This is a genomic window from Ekhidna algicida (assembly GCF_051379705.1).
GTDB lineage: Bacteria > Bacteroidota > Bacteroidia > Cytophagales > Cyclobacteriaceae > Ekhidna.
The window spans coordinates 2,606,082-2,623,589 of the sequence record NZ_CP179868.1 but is presented as its reverse complement, the minus strand read 5'-3'; the positions used below and the strand labels follow the sequence as shown (position 1 = coordinate 2,623,589).

Below are 17,508 nucleotides of genomic sequence, written 5' to 3'. Positions count from 1 at the left end.
TTAATGACGTTTCATGGAGTTCGCCACTATTAGAACAACTGATAGAAGAAAACCAACAAAACAAAATCCCAATAAAATAATCAGTCGTTTAGGTTTACTCTTATCTTCCGGAATTTTAATTGGCTCCAAGACTGTGAATATGGGTGTGTCTTCTTTCAGTTTTATTTTCGCCTGCTCAAGTTGACCTGCTAAACTTTTGTAAACTTCAAAGGTAATGTTCAATTCATTCTGGAGCCTTTCGTATTCATTCTGTACAATTGAGTTGGCTATATTTCGATTTCTATCTGTGAACCTTGCTAGTTCATTCTGTTTTTTCTCATACTCTGCCTTCGATTCATCAAACCTGCTCCTTATAAACTCAAGATTTATCCTCGATTTTTCGGTTCGATATTCTGAGATTTTTTGAGTCAATTCTTTCAAGACCAATGCGGTTAGGTCAGCTGCCGCCACAGGGTCAGGCATTTCCGACGATATAGTCACAGTCCCTGTTTCATCATCAATTGAAATGGCGATTCGTTCAGAAAAACTTTCAATGATCGCCCAATCACTTTCTGAAAAACGATCAAAACCATATTCTTTTACCTCCCCATTTTCTTCCTTAAATAATTTGACAAGCTTACCCGGCAATCCGAGGGTAAACTCCCCAATCCATCCTAAAAGTGAAGGGTTATCTATTTCTTCAAAATAATAGAAACTACTTGTGGTTGTATCCAGGCGCTCAAAGAATATTGGTGTGTTGATTAGTTTCGTGAGAAAAGGTGTACTCTTTAGGATCTCTGGATAAAGTTGTGTACTTAGCCCATTGCTCTCGCCCATGTCTAAATTAATTCCTGCTAAACCCGCTAGTCCTCCCAGTCCACCTAAACTTGAAAGACCCCCCTCCTCATTTTCAGGAAGTAGTCTACATTGAGTTTCATACTCAACTTTTGACGTGAAGGCTATAATTAATCCAATAACGGCAAAAATGAATACGACCTTGAGTAGATATATTTTGCGTTCCCAAATGGATCTGATTAATTCTAATAGATCAAGCTCTTCACCATTTATGATTTTACTCTTTTCCATTTGTTAATTACTTAACCTATCAATTACCAATAGCATGGTACCTACAGCAGATGTTAGTGCTATAATTTCTCTGGCATCAATTTTCTCTTTTGCTTCCTTCTGAGGTACTATTATATCAGCTCCTGGTCTTATTTGTGGATAAATTTTTAAGAAGAGAAACTTCTTTGTGCGCTGTGCAGACCCATTCGCATATACCACATAGGATTTCCCAACTTTCGCCTTCGATGAAAATCCACCCGAAGCTGAAATGTATTTTTTTAATGAAGCTCCTTGCTGAAATTTCACCATGTTAGGATATAGAACCTCGCCTTGAACACGCACCGTTTCAAACTTTCTTGGCACACTAATTAAGTCACCATCTTTTAATGTCAGGTCATAATTAGAATCAGGTTGATCAATAATCTTATCCAACTCAATACCTATGGCTTGCCGATCAATTAAGGCATCTGCTCCACTTACTGAATCTCGAACTAATAACTTACGAAGTTCTTGAGCTCGAAAAATTCTGGCCTCAAGATCGTTTGAAGAATCTTCGATTTTAAGAGCTTCCGTTAACTCCTTTTCGTATTTAGCAAGTTGATCTTCAATATGATCATAATTTTCCAACCCTGCAGGATTTTCATTGATGAACTTACTTTCTAATTCTTCACGCCTGGCTTCCAATAGGGCTTGAAGCTCCTCTTTTTCAAACTCTGTTCTGAAATACTCTGTTCGTCTTATTAGTGAAGATCCCTTTGGGTATCCATATTTGGTCAATCCTCCAGCTCTCTTTATTAAATCTGAAATATTATCTTCATTCGTCTCTAGCGCATAATATCCTGGGAAATTCACTTCCCCTTCAATTTTCACAACCTTATGCTGCCTTACGAAGGGGGTAGATTTCACCAATACAAGATCAAATGGCTGTAATAAGAAATCAGATGCTTCATCATTAATGCCTAAATCGCGATTTATTTCAAATGTGTAAATCTCAGACGATTTGGTAATGTCATCATCAATTGTCAGTCTGCGAGCAACTTCTATTGTTGAAGCACTTGCGTCTTCTTTCAACCCTCCTGAGAGGCCAACTATATCCTCAACAGTCATCGAATCAATATATGGAAAGACACCAGGATTTCTAACTTGACCATCAATTGTAATTATTTGATCTTCATTCAGATCAAAAATGGAGGAAATACGAATAATGTCATCAGGGCTGAGAGTAACATCTTGTTTACCATTTATTAATTCTTGAACATCAAAAGAAATGTTTTTCAGCGAGAGCCTCTTGGATAGTCGGATAACATTGCCTCGCTTCATGTAAGCATCTTCTCTCAATCCATTCGCCTTTTCAATTAAAGTAGAAAGTGTAAGATCGGGCGTTAATTCATAATATCCAGGTCTATTCACTGCTCCTTCCAGCTTTACACGATTGGCATATGTATCTAATATCTTTGTCACGTAAATTGAATCTCCATCCATGACTCGTTCTGTTGCAAAATCAGATCGATTAATGGTAGAAACCTCCCTCTCCACTACTCCTGCCCTATCAATTGTTATGAAATCTTTGAAAGCAGTATTATTGAACCCACCGGAAAAGCTAAATAGATAATCAACTGTTTCATTTTCAGTTAGTTCATAAATGGCCGGCTGCTTAACATTCCCGGCAAGCTTCACTCTATTTATGTAGGGCTTTACAATTAAAACGTCCTGATCTTGCAACTGAGGATTCTGATCGTCTTCTCCTTCGTAGAGATACTTGTAAACGTCTAATGTTGCAATTTGCTGGCCACCTCTAAATACTTCTATTTGCCTTAATGATCCGTTTTCCGTCGGTCCGCCGGCGAAATAAAGTGCGTTGAATGCTGTTGAAAATGATGACAATTCATACGTGCCTGGCTGGACTACATTTCCCACCACATTTACTTTTATCGATCGCACTTGCCCCAACGAAACCTGAATAAAAGTATTTGGATTTCTTCCTTTTAGTCCAGAGTAAATTGAAGATAATCGGTTGAAAATTCGATTTTTAGCTTCTTTAACACTAATTCCAGCAAGACTGATTGGACCCAAGCCACTAATTAATATAGTCCCATCTGGGCTAATCAATTCCTGATATGTGATTTCAGAAGCTCCATAAACGTCAACAATAATCTCGTCTCCTGCGCCCAGAATATAGTTCTGCGGTGTTGCCACATTTAGTGATGGTTCAAATGCAATTTCAGCAGTTTTGAAGATATCCATTCCAAATATTTCCAATTTGCCCGCATTGATTGAGTCCGCATCATTTAAGAATTCAAAAAATGAATATTCATCTGTTTCTTCATCATTTCTCTCTCTAAGCCTATCTGAAGCCGATGGGATTTGACCTTCATCAGAGGAACCTAGCTGCAGTTGTCTAATTCTGTTTCTAAGCTTACTTATCTGCGACACAGACATTCCCCTCTGCTGTGCTACAATCTCCAACTGCTCAAGAGTAAGACCACTCTCCTGCGCTCTATCAAGAAACCGCTGAATTTGAGTATCAGACAACTCGTCTATGTTGACTGAGTTTAAATCACTTACGGATAAGTTATCAATGTCTTGGGCAGCACTTTGCGAACCACAAAATATTACTAAAAGGATCAAACAATACTTAACTATTTTCATGCCTTTGCAGATTCCAAATTAAAATGGTAAAACTATAAAGTATGGATTTAATAAGTCCACTTTGTTGTAGCTTAAGGCTGTTTTACCATCCTCTAGCACAACGCTTCCTCCAGCTTCCTGCACAATTGCATGAGCTGCAGCTGTATCCCACTCCATAGTAGGGCCTAATCGAGGATATACATCGGCAGCTCCTGAAGCGACTAACAGAAACTTCAATGAACTTCCTTTTGAAACAATACTGGGATTTATCAGTTTTGACACATACTGCTCTGTCTCAGGACTCATATGCGATCTAGAAGCTACAACTCTTATTCCTGACTCGCTAAGTTGCTTATTGGTTGTCTTCAATTCTCTTATTTCTTCAGCCACTTCTACGTATGAGCCTTTTCCTTTAATTGCCCAATACATCTCACCAATTACCGGTGGATAAACTACGCCTAATATCGATTCCCCTCTGTGAATGAGCGCAATATTGACTGTGAACTCCCCATTTTTTTTGATGAATTCTTTTGTCCCATCCAATGGATCCACCATCCAGAAATATTCCCATTTCGAGCGTTCTTCATAACTGATATCTCTCCCTTCTTCACTCAAGATCGGGATCTCAGTTTCCTCAAGAAAGCTGACAATTTTCAAATGGGCTGCTTTATCAGCAAGTGTTAATGGCGAATCATCAGATTTTGCTTCAATCGAAAAGTCACCTGACTCATAAATTTTTAAAATCTCATCACCTGCTGCGAAAGCCGCCATTTTAGCAACTTCTAATAGTTTTTCTATATCCATCATTAAATGATCATCCCGGCCGCAACCGTTTCGTTGGTACCTTCATCTACTAGAATAATACTCCCAGTATTTCTATTTTTTCGATATGAATCCACCAGTAATGGTCTGGTAGTTCTGAGCTGAGCTCGACAAATATCGTTTGCAGTGATATTTTTATCCTCTTCGTTTCTATGCAAAGAGTTGATATCCAGCTTGTAACGAATATCCTTTATCATCGCTTTTGCATCAGCTGTTGTATGTCTAATGGTGTACTTAGTTCTTGGCTGGGGACCTTTGTTGTTCAACCAGCATAGCATTACGTCTATATCTTGCTTTGGTTCAGGTTGGTTGTTTGTCCTTACAATCATATCTCCACGGCTAATGTCAATATCATCTTCTAAAGTGATTGTTACTGACATTGGCGCGAAAGCTTCATCAACTGAACCCTCGAAAGTATCTATCGATTTTACTTTTGAAGTAAAACCGGATGGCAATACAGTGATTTCATCTCCTGGCTTAAAGACACCTCCAGCAATCCTTCCTGCATATCCTCTATAATCATGGTGTTCATCGGTCTGAGGCCTAATTACTGTTTGCACTGGAAATCTGCAATCAATGTGATTGTGATCGCTACCAATATGCAGGTTTTCAAGTGTATAAAGCAGTGTGGATCCTTCGAACCAAGACATTTCCTTACTTCGATTTACCACGTTATCACCATTAAGTGCACTTATTGGGATGAAGCGAACATCTTTGACATCCAATTTAGAAGCAAAGTCTTCGAAATCCGCTTTGATCTTGTTAAACTGTTCTTCTGAATAATCCACTAGATCCATCTTATTGATACAAACAATAATATGTGGGATTTGTAATAGTGAGGCAATGATGGAGTGCCTGCAAGTTTGTTCAATTACTCCATTCCTTGCATCTATCAATATCAATGCAGCGTTTGCTGTAGATGCTCCTGTTACCATATTTCGTGTATACTGAATATGCCCTGGCGTATCAGCTATGATAAATTTTCGCTTTGGGGTGGCGAAATATCTGTAGGCTACATCAATAGTTATACCCTGTTCTCTCTCGTCCTTAAGGCCATCTGTCAAAAGAGCTAGATCAACCTCTGTAGCGCCTCTTCTTTCACTTGTTTGCTTTACTTGATCTAATTGATCTTCAAAAATCGATTTTGAATCGTATAGTAATCGGCCGATTAAGGTACTTTTTCCATCGTCAACACTTCCTGCAGTAGTAAAGCGCAACAATTCCATATCTAAATATCCTTCCATTTCTTCTTTTTAATAGTGATTAAAAATACCCTTCTTTCTTTCTATCCTCCATTGCAGTTTCTGATCGCTTATCATCTGCTCGATTACCTCGTTCGGTATGCCGTGCAGCAGCTACTTCTTCCACGATTTTCTCATACGTATCTGCATCTGACTCTATACCTCCTGTAATGGTGATGTCACCTAACGTTCTGAATCTTAATTTCTTATTAACCACTTCCTCAGCTTCTTCAATTTGGATGAAATCCGAAACCGGGAGCCACGTGTTGTTTCTCCACACTACATCACGCTGATGGGCAAAATAAAGTGAAGGGATAGCGATGTTTTCTGCCATGATGTATTGCCAAACGTCCATTTCTGTCCAGTTGCTCAAGGGGAAGACTCTAAAATGTTCACCAAAACTTTGCTTGCCATTGAATATATTCCAAAGCTCAGGTCGCTGATTTTTCGGATCCCATTGGCCAAACTCATCTCTATGCGAAAAGAATCTTTCTTTGGCTCTTGCCTTTTCCTCGTCTCTCCGCGCTCCGCCTATACATGCGTCAAAGCCATATTCTTCGATAGTGTCCAAAAGAGTTACAGTCTGAATCGCATTTCTACTTGCATTCTTTCCTTTTTCTTCAGCTGCAAGGCCATCATCAATGGATTTCTGTACAGAACCCACAATAAGCTTTGCTCCAAGTTCTTTCACCAGATTGTCACGAAACTCTATGGTTTCTGGAAAATTATGTCCTGTGTCAATATGAACTAATGGAAATGGAATTTTGGCTGGATGAAAAGCTTTCCTTGCTAAATGAGTAATACAAATTGAATCTTTACCACCAGAAAATAGGATGGCTGGTTTTTGAAACTGAGCGGCGACCTCTCGTAATATATAGATGGATTCAGCTTCCAGTTCTTTTAAATGTGTGAGATTATAATTCTTCATAATCTTATTTTCGGTTGTATTTCTTCAATTAATAATTTGAGACAATCCTCCAATGAGTTTTTTGCGGTATTTACTCTAATATCTGGATTTTCAGGAGCTTCAAATGGAGAAGTAATTCCTGTAAAGTACTTGATTTCTCCTGCTCTTGCTTTTTTATATAATCCTTTAACGTCGCGTTGCTCACATACTTCTAGGGGACAATCAACGTGAATTTCAAGGAAGTATTCTTCGCCTACCAATTTTTTTGCCGCCTCACGATCTTCTTTAAAGGGAGAAATAAAGGCAGTCAACACAATCACACCTGCATCCACAAAAAGTCTAGATACTTCGGATATCCTTCGAATATTTTCTTTTCTACTTTCTTCTGAAAAATCAAGGTCATTATTCAGTCCACTACGAATATTATCTCCATCAAGAATGTAAGTATTAAAATCTTGATTGTGAAAGTGAGCTTCTAATGCACTTGCTAGGGTCGACTTACCGGAACCTGAAAGGCCGGTAAACCAAAGCAGTTTTGGTCTGAATCCATTCTTTTTTACCCGATCTTCAAGATTAACAGAATGGGCATGTGGGATTATATTTTCTTTATAGTCTTCCATCTACTAGCTTTTTTGGAAGGGTACTTTTAACATCATAAATAATTGTTGTCTTTGTTCTTATAGTTTCCCAATTCAGTGACTCGAATTCTTTGTGAGCAACAGCTAGAATAACAGAATCATATTCTTTCTCTATGGATTCTGACAAGTTCAATCCATATTCTACTTCTACCTGCATCGCATCGGCTTGAGGATCAAAAACATCAACCTGGAGTCCAAACGAAATGAGTTCATTATAAATATCAATGACTTTTGTATTTCTTGTATCAGGACAGTTTTCTTTAAAGGTAAAACCAAGAATTAAAATCTTGGTTTTATTACTCAGCTTTCCTTTTTTTGAAAGCATTTTGATGACTGTTTGGGCAACATATTGTCCCATTTGATCATTGATTTTTCGTCCAGAAAGAATGACTTGTGGATGGTACCCTAAGGATTCGGCCTTCTGGGTAAGATAAAATGGATCCACTCCTATACAATGGCCGCCGACTAGGCCAGGACGAAAAGGAAGAAAATTCCATTTTGTACCTGCTGCTTCCAGTACTTCTGAAGTATCTATATTTAATCGATCAAAAATTAAGGCTAGCTCGTTTATGAAAGCAATATTCACATCACGCTGCGAGTTTTCAATAACTTTCGCTGCTTCTGCCACTTTTATGGATGAGGCTTTATGTGTTCCAGCATGGATAAATGATTTATAAAAATCATCTACTTTTTCAGCTACGTAATCATTGCTTCCGCTTGTTACCTTTAAGATATTATTTATTCTATGTTCCTTGTCTCCCGGATTGATTCTCTCAGGAGAATACCCACAATGAAAATTCTTATTGAATATCAAACCGCTCTCAATTTCCAATATGGGTACACAAACTTCTTCTGTACATCCTGGGAATACTGTCGATTCGTAAACAACAATGTCACCTTCTTTCAATATTGTGGCGATCATTTTGGTTGCAGAAATCAATGGCCTAAGGTCAGGGCTTTTATACTCGTCTATTGGGGTTGGTACTGTGACGATGTAGAAATTGCATACCGTCAAGTCAATGATTTCGTTCGTAAAGCTTAGTTTATCCGAAGCTTCAAAGTCTACCGTAGAAACTTCCAGTGTTCGATCCTTTCCAGATTTAAGCTCGGCAATGCGGGTCTGGTCAATATCAAACCCTATGGTATTGTATAGTTTACCGCTCTCCACTGCAAGTGGGAGTCCTACATACCCCAGACCAATTATGCCGACTTTGTAATTCATTGATAATCAGAATTGGCCGCAAAAATAGAACAAAAACTTAGCTCAGCACCTTCTTTTCGAAATATTCCAGCGTTGGCTTCAATCCCTCAGCTCGAGAAAATTTAGGTTCCCACTGCAGAATTTTTTTTGCAAGCGAAATGTCTGGTTTTCTTTGTTTTGGGTCATCCTTTGGCAAATCTCTATAAATGATTTTAGACTTACTTCCTGTTAGTTTGATGATTTCCTCTCCGAATTCATTGATTGTGATTTCCTCTGGATTGCCTATGTTAACTGGTTGTGCATAGTCGCTTTTGAGTAATCGATAAATCCCTTCAACCAAGTCATCAACATAGGTGAATGATCTAGTTTGTGAACCATCTCCAAAAGCAGTTAGGTCATCGCCTCGTAACGCTTGGGAAATAAAGGCTGGCAGTACACGCCCATCATCTAATCTCATTCGTGGGCCGAATGTATTAAAAATTCTTACAATTCTGGTCTCAAGTCCGTGGAAGGTATGATAAGCCATTGTCAATGCTTCCTGAAATCTTTTAGCTTCATCATAGACTCCTCTTGGTCCTACTGGGTTTACATTTCCCCAATACTCTTCATTTTGTGGATGAACAAGTGGGTCTCCGTAAACTTCCGACGTTGAGGCAATAAGCATCCTTGCGCCCTTATCTTTTGCCAAGCCAAGACAGTTCAGTGTGCCTAGCGAACCTACTTTCATAGTTTGTATTGGCATTTTTAAATAGTCAATTGGACTGGCTGGAGATGCGAAATGAAGGATATATTTAAGTTTCCCGGAAACATGAACATACTTAGAAACGTCATGATGTTGAAACTCAAAATCTTCATTTCCTATTAAATGCTCAATATTCGAAATGTCACCAGTCAGAAGGTTATCCATTGCAATTACATGGTATCCTTCTTTAATAAATCGATCACAAAGATGTGATCCTAAGAACCCTGCTCCTCCAGTAATTAGTACTTTCTCTTTTGACATTTAGAAATCAAGTTTTATTTGTTTAAGAAATGGTAAGTTTTGATCTTTTTCAGATAAGATTATCTCATCTTCCGAAATACCCCAACTAATATTAATGTCTGGATCATTATACATAATTCCGGAATCATGCGTACTAGAGTAGAGTTCATCCACTTGATACATGAGTTTTGCATGGTCAGTAAGTACTAAAAACCCATGAGCCATTCCTTTGGGGATAAGGAAATGTTTCTTATTATGAGCTGAAAGTCTAATAATAGAGTATTGTCTAAAAGTTGGTGAGTCCTTCCTTAAATCAACTGCTACGTCCAGCACTTCTCCTTCAGTACATGAGACCAATTTTGCCTGCGCCTTAGCTCCACTTTGAAAGTGTAATCCTCTTAGTACCCCTTTGGCTGATCTCGACTGATTAATTTGCTTGACATCAAAGTTGTATCCGGTAGCTTTTTGAAATTTTTCCTTATTAAAACCTTCATAAAAATAACCGCGTTCGTCTTCAAAAACATCCGGCTCTAGCACCCAGCAGTCCTTCAAATTGGTTTTCTCAGCTTTCATTTTTTCAAAACGTTTAAGAGGTACGTTCCATATCCACTTTTTTCAAGAGGTCTGGCTAGTTTCTCTAATTCTTCAGCAGAAATGAAATTCATATAATACGCCACCTCCTCGATACATCCCACTTTGAGTCCTTGACGCTCCTCTATGACTTGAACAAAGTTGCCTGCTTGCATTAGTGAGGCAAAGGTGCCTGTATCCAGCCACGCGGTTCCCCTATTGAATACCTGAACATTGAGTTTCCCATTTTTCAAGTAGTAATTATTAATATCAGTAATTTCAAGCTCTCCTCTAGGGCTAGGCTGTACATTACTGGCTATTTCCACGACCTGATTGTCATAAAAATACAAGCCTGGCACGGCGTAGTTAGATTTTGGTTTTTTAGGTTTTTCTTCTATTGAAATTGCTTTTTGATTGGTATCAAACTCTACCACTCCGTAGCGTTCAGGATCGTTTACATGATATGCAAAAACAACACCTCCATCTGGATCTACACAGGCTTGTAATTTTTTGGGTAAACCCGAAGCGTAGAAAATATTATCACCTAAAATAAGTGCAACGCTATCATTGCCAATAAATTCGGATCCTATTATAAAGGCTTCTGCCAATCCTCTTGGTTCATCTTGAGTGGCATATGAAAATGAACATCCTAAAGCAGAGCCATCTCCCAGCAGCTCTTTAAAAACGGGAAGATCTCTTGGTGTACTTATTATTAGTATTTCATTAATGCCTACCAGCATTAAGGTAGATAAGGGATAATATATCATTGGTTTATCATACACTGGCAAGATTTGTTTGCTTACAGCGAATGTCAATGGATGTAATCGAGTTCCAGAACCTCCAGCCAAGATTATTCCTTTCATTTACTTCCTGTTTTTGTAATGTTCTTCATAGTATTTCTTATAATCACCTGATGTGACATCACTTAGCCACTGTTCATTTTTAAAATACCAATCTACGGTTTTTTCCAAGCCTTCTCTAAATTGAAGTGATGGCTCCCAACCAAGTTCTTCATTCAGCTTTGTAGCGTCAATGGCATATCTCAAATCATGACCTGCCCGATCTTTGACAAACGTGATGAGTTCTCTTGAAGTGCCTTGCGCGTTTCCTAGTTTTTGATCCATCACATCACATAGAAGGTTTACCAAATCTATGTTCTTCCACTCATTGAAACCTCCTATGTTGTAGGTTTCTCCATTTTTCCCCTTTTCAAAAATCAGTTCAATAGCTCGGGCATGATCTTCTACATAAAGCCAGTCTCTTATATTTTCTCCCTTTCCATAAACAGGCAGCGGTTTCCCATTCCTAATATTATGAATCATTAATGGGATGAGCTTTTCCGGAAAGTGATTAGGTCCGTAGTTGTTAGAACAATTAGAGATCACAAAAGGCAAACCGTAAGTATTCCCGTAGGCTCTCACAAAATGATCGGAAGAGGCTTTTGACGCTGAATAAGGTGACTTAGGATCGTAAGGAGTTGTCTCTACAAAGAACCCTTCGTCACCTAATGAGCCGTACACTTCATCAGTGGAAATGTGATAGAACCTTCGCTCTTTTTTACCTTCCCATGCTTCCTTTGCTGCATTTAAGAGGTTGACAGTTCCAACAACATTTGTTTGAATGAACTCCATTGGATTTGATATGGAACGATCTACATGAGACTCTGCCGCAAGATGAATCACTCCTTTTAAATCATGCTCAATGAATAAGGCTTTCAAAAACTTATAATCACAAATATCTCCTTTGGCAAAGGTGTAATTAGGATCATTCTCAAGATCACGTAAGTTTTCTAAATTTCCTGCATAGGTCAATTTATCAAGATTGATGATTTGATATTTACCACTTCTGATAAATCTTCTTACCACATGCGAACCAATGAAGCCAGCTCCTCCTGTAATTAAAATTTTATTCATGACTAAACATTGTAGTAATCTCTGTACCAGCCTATGAACTTACTAACTCCAAAGTCCACTGAAGTTTTCGGCTTATATCCAATGGCTTTTTCCAACTTACTAACATCAGCATAAGTCTCGGGTACATCCCCGGTCTGAATTGGTAGAAAGTTCTTTTGGGCTTTTTTACCTAAAATTTTCTCGATCGCCTCAATAAAAGACAATAATTCGATCGGATTATTATTTCCGATATTGAATAAGTGATATGGCGCGAAACTTGTAGCAGGGTCGGGGTTGTTAGAATCCCAATTGCTATTCTCAATGGGGATATGATCAAGTAACCTGTAAATCCCTTCAACAATATCATCTATGTAAGTGAAGTCACGTCTCATTTGACCATTATTATAGACATCTATTGGTTTATTTTCTAAAATCGCCTTAGTAAATAAAAAGAGAGCCATATCTGGCCTGCCCCATGGACCGTATACTGTAAAGAATCTAAGTCCAGTTACAGGCAAACCATAATTCGAAGCATATGTATGCGCCATTAGTTCATTGGCCTTCTTGGTTGCAGCGTAAAGTGATATGGGGTGATCAACCGTTTGCTCTACTGAGAAAGGCATGGTTGTATTTGCACCATAAACTGAACTCGATGATGCGTAAATTAAATGTCCAATTCCATTGTGGCGACACTCCTCCAATATATTTAAGAATGCAGATAGATTAGAACGTAGATAGGCTTCAGGGTTTGTAATGGAATATCTCACACCTGCTTGGGCAGCCAAGTTTATGACCCGATCAAATTTATGCTTCTTGAAGATTTTACTTAATTCATCTTTTTGATTTAAATCAATATGATAGAAGGTGTAATTCTGCTTATTGATTAAGATTTTCGTTCGATCATTTTTTATGGAAACATCATAATAATCATTAAGAGAATCTATACCAACAACCTGAAAACCTTCCTCCAGAAGCCTCTTTGACAGGTGGAAACCAATAAATCCAGCGGAACCAGTAACTAATATTGAAGATGTTTTACTCAAACCTAAAATTTTATGCAATGCTAAAGGGAATGTGAAGTATATGCAAGGCATAAGCTTGTTTGAATTTACCTTTGCACTTCGTGAACAAGGTACTTCATCTCATTAAAAAAGACTTAATCGTCGACTGGAGGCAACAGAATCCAATAACAGGAATCTTATTGTATCTAGCATCGACCATTTTTGCCACTTACATGGCTTTTGAGGGATTTGTCTCAACCGAGGTATGGAACGCGCTATTCTGGATTATTCTTCTATTCACATCAATAAATGCGATTTCGAAAAGTTTTATTCAGGAAGAAAGACGATCGCACTATTACTTTTTTCTTTGCAAGCCTACAGAAATCATCCTTGCAAAGCTTATTTACTCATTTGTCTACCTTTCTATAATAGCTCTCATCTCGCTTGCGATATATTCTGTGCTGCTAGGTAATCCCATCATCAATTACGACCTTTTTCTGCTAAACCTTACTTTGGGCTGCATTGGCCTAAGTGCCGCTTTCACAATGGTTTCTTCTATCGCATTCAGATCAAGCAACCGATCAATAATGATGGCAGTCTTAGGCTTTCCTGTCATAATTCCAGTGTTGATCTTATCGATTAGTAACAGTTTTAAAATCCTTGACAGTTATGTATTTATGCAGATTCAAGGTAATCTCACAGCACTCTTCTCAGTCGATGTGATTATCATTGCGCTCACTTTTGTATTGTTCCCTTTTACCTGGAAATCGTGATGGGTTATTTACTAAAAACTGATTGGTGGAAATGGTTGTGTGTAGTGCTTTTGACCTATACAGTAATTGGAGGTTTGCTGCTTCGTGTTCCTGAATTACCTATACTCAATGAAACCATTCGAGCGCTTCATTTCCACGTGCCAATGTGGTTTGGAATGATATTGCTTTTTCTTGGTTCAGTTGTTTACGCTATTAAGTACTTAAGTTCAGGAAATAATAGATTTGACACCTACAGTGTTCAGCTCGCTAATATGGGTATTGCGTTTGGTGTCTTAGGAATTGTAACCGGGATGATCTGGGCAAACTTTACATGGGGTGAACCGTGGAGCAACGATCCTAAACAAAATGCTTCCGCTATTTCATTGTTGATTTATCTGGCCTATTTCGTACTGCGAAGTTCTGTTCAAGACGAGCAACAACGAAATCGTATTTCGGCTGTGTTTAACGTATTCGCCTTTTTTCTGATGATTCCGCTTTTGTTCATATTACCTAGGATGTCCGATAGCCTTCACCCTGGCAATGGTGGTAATCCTGGATTCAATGCGTATGATCTGGATAGCAATCTCAGAAAGGTTTTTTACTTCGCAATAATGGGTTGGACACTTTTAGGATTTTGGATGGCAACCATTGCCACGAGACTTTCACTTACAAAACAAAAACTTGAAGATGCTTAAATACATATTAGGAATACTGATGTTAAGCGTTACTCACTTTGTGCAAGCACAAGTTGAGATGGCAGATGACTTTCGTGGAGAAGGGAAGATTTATGTTGTGATCGCAATAATCCTTGTAATCTTGGCGGGATTTTTCTTCCTCATGTTCAAACTGGATAAGCGTGCGAAGCGTTTAGAAAAAGAAATAGAAGAGCAATGAAAAAGAAGTATATAGGCGCCATAGTAATTATTGCCATTGCAATCACAATGATTGTATCAATGACAGGTGATGCAAGTACGTATGTATCATTTGACGAGGCTCGAGAGCTTTCTGAAAAAGGCTTCAAAAAAAGCATTCATGTGGTAGGCGAGCTGCCAAAGACAGCTTCCGGAGAGGTGGTTGGTATTGAAGAAAGTCCTGATAAATTGTCTTTTAAATTTGAAATGATAGATGAAAATGGCTGGAAGCAGCAGGTTCTTTTTGCAGAACCTATCCCAACCGACTTTACACGGTCTGAGCAAGTAGTAATTGTAGGGGCATTTCAGGGTGACAAATTTGTCGCAGAAAAAATATTACTAAAGTGTCCTTCCAAATACCAGGAGGATCCTGAATTTACCAGTTAAAATCTTCGGCTAAATCAAAGCCAGCATATGATACATTATTTTGAGGGACAGCTAGGTCATGCATTAGTAATCATCGCATTCGTCACAAGTTTGCTTTCTGCCTATGCTTATTTTCGAGGAAGAAATCAGGATAAAGAATGGACTAATTTCGGAACCAAAGTTTTCTACATTCACTCGGTTGCTGTTTTAGGAATTATCGGAACGCTGTTCTATTTAATTACCAATCATTATTTCGAGTATCATTACGTATTCAGTCATAGCTCTAAAATTCTTCCGGTATACTACCAAATTTCCTGTTTCTGGGAAGGGCAAGAAGGTTCTTTCTTGCTATGGATTTTCTGGAATGTAGTGCTCGGGATTATTCTGATTAATACCAATAAGTTTTGGAAAGCTCCGGTGATGTTTGTCTTGGCCCTGACTCAGGTTTTTCTTGCTTCAATGATTCTAGGAGTTGTAGTCTTAGATGTGAAGCTGGGTAGCTCTCCTTTCATGCTGCTAAGAGAAGTCATCGATGCGCCTATTTTCCAAACCAATCCCAACTTTATTCCTGAAGATGGTAATGGGCTTAACCCATTGCTTCAGAATTATTGGATGGTGATTCATCCACCAACTTTGTTCCTTGGCTTTGCCACTACTGTTATCCCATTTGCCTACTGTATAGGAGGGTTAATTATCGGGAAAAACAAGGAATGGATTCGACCGGCTCTGCCATGGGCGCAATTTTCTGCCATGATCCTCGGTGTAGGAATTTTGATGGGCGCATATTGGGCTTACGAGACACTCAACTTTGGTGGATACTGGAATTGGGATCCGGTTGAGAATGCAATTTATGTTCCATGGCTAGTACTAGTGGCTGCCATACATGTGATGATCGCCTACAAGAAAAGTGGTTCGGCGCTGAAGCTCTCCATGATACTCGTGGTTGCCTCATTTGTCCTGATACTATACGCTACTTTTCTTACCCGAAGTGGAATCCTTGGAAACTCCTCCGTTCACTCGTTTACCGATTTGGGGCTATCTGGTCAGTTGTTGATTTATCTTATTGCTTTTATTCTCTTATCCATTTTCTTCATTGCCAAGCGTTGGAAAGATATCCCATCAACCAAGGAAGAGACATCTACATACTCTCGTGAGTTCTGGATTTTCATGGGAGCAGCCATTCTCAGTCTTATGGCATTTCAGGTTTTACTCTATACCTCAATGCCGGTCTACAATCAAGTAGCTGGGCTACTTGGCTTTGATTTGAATCTGGCCCCACCTACAGACATCTATGATGCATATTCACTTCCTCAGCTAATACTTTCCATCTTTTTAGCCATACTCTCAGGAACTGGTCAGTTTTTCTGGTGGAAAAAAATGGATGGGAAGAAACTCAAAGAAGAGCTGAGAACTCCTTTTTTGATTTCATTGGTGATCTCGGGATTGATCATCGTCATTGGGAAAATCACTAATCCATATTATATCATACTACTCATTTCATGTATCTACTCCATTAGTGCCAACGCTAAGATTTTTATCGGTGTAGCGAAATCTAACATCAAACTTTCAGGGGGATCTATCACCCATATTGGAATCGCATTGATGCTCGTGGGTATATTGTTTTCCAGCGGTTACTCTTCTATTTTATCTACCAACTATACTTCAATGGTTTGGAGCAGTGAGTTTCCGGAGGAAGTCAATCGAGATAACCTACTTCTTTTTATAAATGAGCCAAGACAAATGAAGGAATACTCGATGATTTATCGAGGCGTTAGAAAAGAAACACGCGAGGAAGGCTATGTTGATCAAAACGACATAACATTGACTCTTGACCCTTTAAAAGTGGTTAAGAAAGACTCTGACGATACCTTAACCTTAATCAGTCCGGAAAACAGCTACTTTGAAGTTGAGTATCACACGGAAGCTGGGAAACAATTCACACTCTTCCCTCGAGTACAGATAAATAAGGCGATGGACATGATTGTCTACTCTCCGGATATCAAGCGAAAGCTCAACGCTGATATGTATACGCATGTGAGGACGTTTCCTGACCCGGATCAAGAGCCCGAATGGAGCGAGCCGAAAGAAATCAAAGTCAAAATTGGTGAGCAATTTTTTGTAAATGATTATGTGGCGACCCTAGAGCGGATGGAGCCAATTGCTTCCATTGACGGGGCACCTCTATCATCCAACGATGTGGCAGTAAAAGCGGTAATAAATGTTCAAGGGGAATACACCAACTATAGCTCTGAACCAATTTTTGTCATCCGAAATCAAGAGTATGTAGGTAGAATAGATGATCAGGTGAATGATTTGGCATTCCGGATATCCATCCAAAATATTATTCCTCAAGAGGACGCAGTAGTACTGGCCTACCAGACGACTCAGAAAGATTGGATTATTATGGAGGCAGTCAAAAAGCCGTGGATTAATTTACTATGGCTTGGTACATTTCTACTGGTCATAGGCTTTGTAGTAGCAATTCGTCGCAGATATCTTGAATTTGTAAAAATGCGGGATAAAGGAGTAGAAGCATAAATTCCCTTTTTGAGC

The 17,508-nt window shown here is 38.8% G+C and carries 17 protein-coding genes; 5 read left to right on the top strand and 12 right to left on the bottom strand.

Annotated features, from left to right (window positions below; genetic code table 11):
• From ACL8WY_RS11525 to ACL8WY_RS11470, 12 genes are read right to left on the bottom strand one after another with little or no spacing between them, the layout of a single operon-like run.
• The gene (locus ACL8WY_RS11525) at window positions 1-1,065 is read right to left on the bottom strand and encodes a Wzz/FepE/Etk N-terminal domain-containing protein (protein ID WP_436514885.1); all 1,065 of its coding nucleotides are present in this window, start codon (window positions 1,063-1,065) and stop codon (window positions 1-3) included.
• Window positions 1,066-1,068: 3 nt separating this feature from the next.
• Window positions 1,069-3,693, bottom strand: coding sequence for an SLBB domain-containing protein (locus ACL8WY_RS11520; protein WP_436514884.1), 2,625 nt, complete (start codon window positions 3,691-3,693; stop codon window positions 1,069-1,071).
• Window positions 3,694-3,711: 18 nt separating this feature from the next.
• Window positions 3,712-4,479: a 3'(2'),5'-bisphosphate nucleotidase CysQ gene (cysQ, locus tag ACL8WY_RS11515; protein ID WP_436514883.1), complete on the bottom strand. Its 768-nt coding sequence runs from the start codon at window positions 4,477-4,479 to the stop codon at window positions 3,712-3,714.
• Window positions 4,479-5,738, bottom strand: a complete 1,260-nt coding sequence (cysN, locus tag ACL8WY_RS11510) for a sulfate adenylyltransferase subunit CysN (RefSeq protein ID WP_436514882.1) — start codon at window positions 5,736-5,738, stop codon at window positions 4,479-4,481. The genes cysQ and cysN overlap by 1 nt, the downstream gene beginning before the upstream one ends.
• 19 nt (window positions 5,739-5,757) lie before the next feature.
• Window positions 5,758-6,663: a sulfate adenylyltransferase subunit CysD gene (gene cysD / locus ACL8WY_RS11505; RefSeq protein WP_436514881.1), complete on the bottom strand. Its 906-nt coding sequence runs from the start codon at window positions 6,661-6,663 to the stop codon at window positions 5,758-5,760.
• Window positions 6,660-7,262: an adenylyl-sulfate kinase gene (gene cysC / locus ACL8WY_RS11500; RefSeq protein ID WP_436514880.1), complete on the bottom strand. Its 603-nt coding sequence runs from the start codon at window positions 7,260-7,262 to the stop codon at window positions 6,660-6,662. The genes cysD and cysC overlap by 4 nt, the downstream gene beginning before the upstream one ends.
• Entirely contained in the window at window positions 7,249-8,502 is a 1,254-nt protein-coding gene (locus ACL8WY_RS11495) for a nucleotide sugar dehydrogenase (protein WP_436514879.1), read from the bottom strand. The genes cysC and ACL8WY_RS11495 overlap by 14 nt, the downstream gene beginning before the upstream one ends.
• A gap of 37 nt (window positions 8,503-8,539) precedes the next feature.
• A complete protein-coding gene (locus tag ACL8WY_RS11490; protein WP_436514878.1) occupies window positions 8,540-9,484 on the bottom strand; it encodes a UDP-glucuronic acid decarboxylase family protein in 945 nt (314 codons plus the stop codon).
• Entirely contained in the window at window positions 9,485-10,036 is a 552-nt protein-coding gene (gene rfbC, locus ACL8WY_RS11485) for a dTDP-4-dehydrorhamnose 3,5-epimerase (RefSeq protein WP_436514877.1), read from the bottom strand.
• Entirely contained in the window at window positions 10,033-10,896 is an 864-nt protein-coding gene (rfbA, locus tag ACL8WY_RS11480; RefSeq protein ID WP_436514876.1) for a glucose-1-phosphate thymidylyltransferase RfbA, read from the bottom strand. The genes rfbC and rfbA overlap by 4 nt, the downstream gene beginning before the upstream one ends.
• Window positions 10,897-11,946: a dTDP-glucose 4,6-dehydratase gene (rfbB, locus tag ACL8WY_RS11475; protein WP_436514875.1), complete on the bottom strand. Its 1,050-nt coding sequence runs from the start codon at window positions 11,944-11,946 to the stop codon at window positions 10,897-10,899.
• A gap of 2 nt (window positions 11,947-11,948) precedes the next feature.
• On the bottom strand, window positions 11,949-12,968 hold the full coding sequence (locus tag ACL8WY_RS11470; RefSeq protein ID WP_436514874.1) for an NAD-dependent epimerase: 1,020 nt from the start codon (window positions 12,966-12,968) through the stop codon (window positions 11,949-11,951).
• 80 nt (window positions 12,969-13,048) lie between these two features.
• Here ACL8WY_RS11470 and ACL8WY_RS11465 point away from each other — a divergent pair, with 80 nt between their 5' ends.
• The 5 genes from ACL8WY_RS11465 to ACL8WY_RS11445 are packed head-to-tail and all read left to right on the top strand — an operon-like array spanning window position 13,049 to window position 17,493.
• Window positions 13,049-13,699: a heme exporter protein CcmB gene (locus tag ACL8WY_RS11465; RefSeq protein ID WP_436514873.1), complete on the top strand. Its 651-nt coding sequence runs from the start codon at window positions 13,049-13,051 to the stop codon at window positions 13,697-13,699.
• Window positions 13,699-14,373, top strand: coding sequence for a cytochrome c biogenesis protein CcsA (gene ccsA, locus ACL8WY_RS11460; RefSeq protein ID WP_436514872.1), 675 nt, complete (start codon window positions 13,699-13,701; stop codon window positions 14,371-14,373). Before ACL8WY_RS11465 ends, ccsA begins: the two co-directional genes overlap by 1 nt.
• Entirely contained in the window at window positions 14,366-14,572 is a 207-nt protein-coding gene (locus ACL8WY_RS11455) for a CcmD family protein (RefSeq protein ID WP_436514871.1), read from the top strand. The genes ccsA and ACL8WY_RS11455 overlap by 8 nt, the downstream gene beginning before the upstream one ends.
• Window positions 14,569-14,976 carry a cytochrome c maturation protein CcmE domain-containing protein gene (locus ACL8WY_RS11450; RefSeq protein ID WP_436514870.1) on the top strand — a complete coding sequence of 136 codons (408 nt, stop codon included), beginning with the start codon at window positions 14,569-14,571 and terminating at the stop codon, window positions 14,974-14,976. The genes ACL8WY_RS11455 and ACL8WY_RS11450 overlap by 4 nt, the downstream gene beginning before the upstream one ends.
• A 27-nt stretch (window positions 14,977-15,003) precedes the next feature.
• Window positions 15,004-17,493, top strand: a complete 2,490-nt coding sequence (locus ACL8WY_RS11445) for a heme lyase CcmF/NrfE family subunit (protein WP_436514869.1) — start codon at window positions 15,004-15,006, stop codon at window positions 17,491-17,493.
• Window positions 17,494-17,508: the final 15 nt, after the last annotated feature.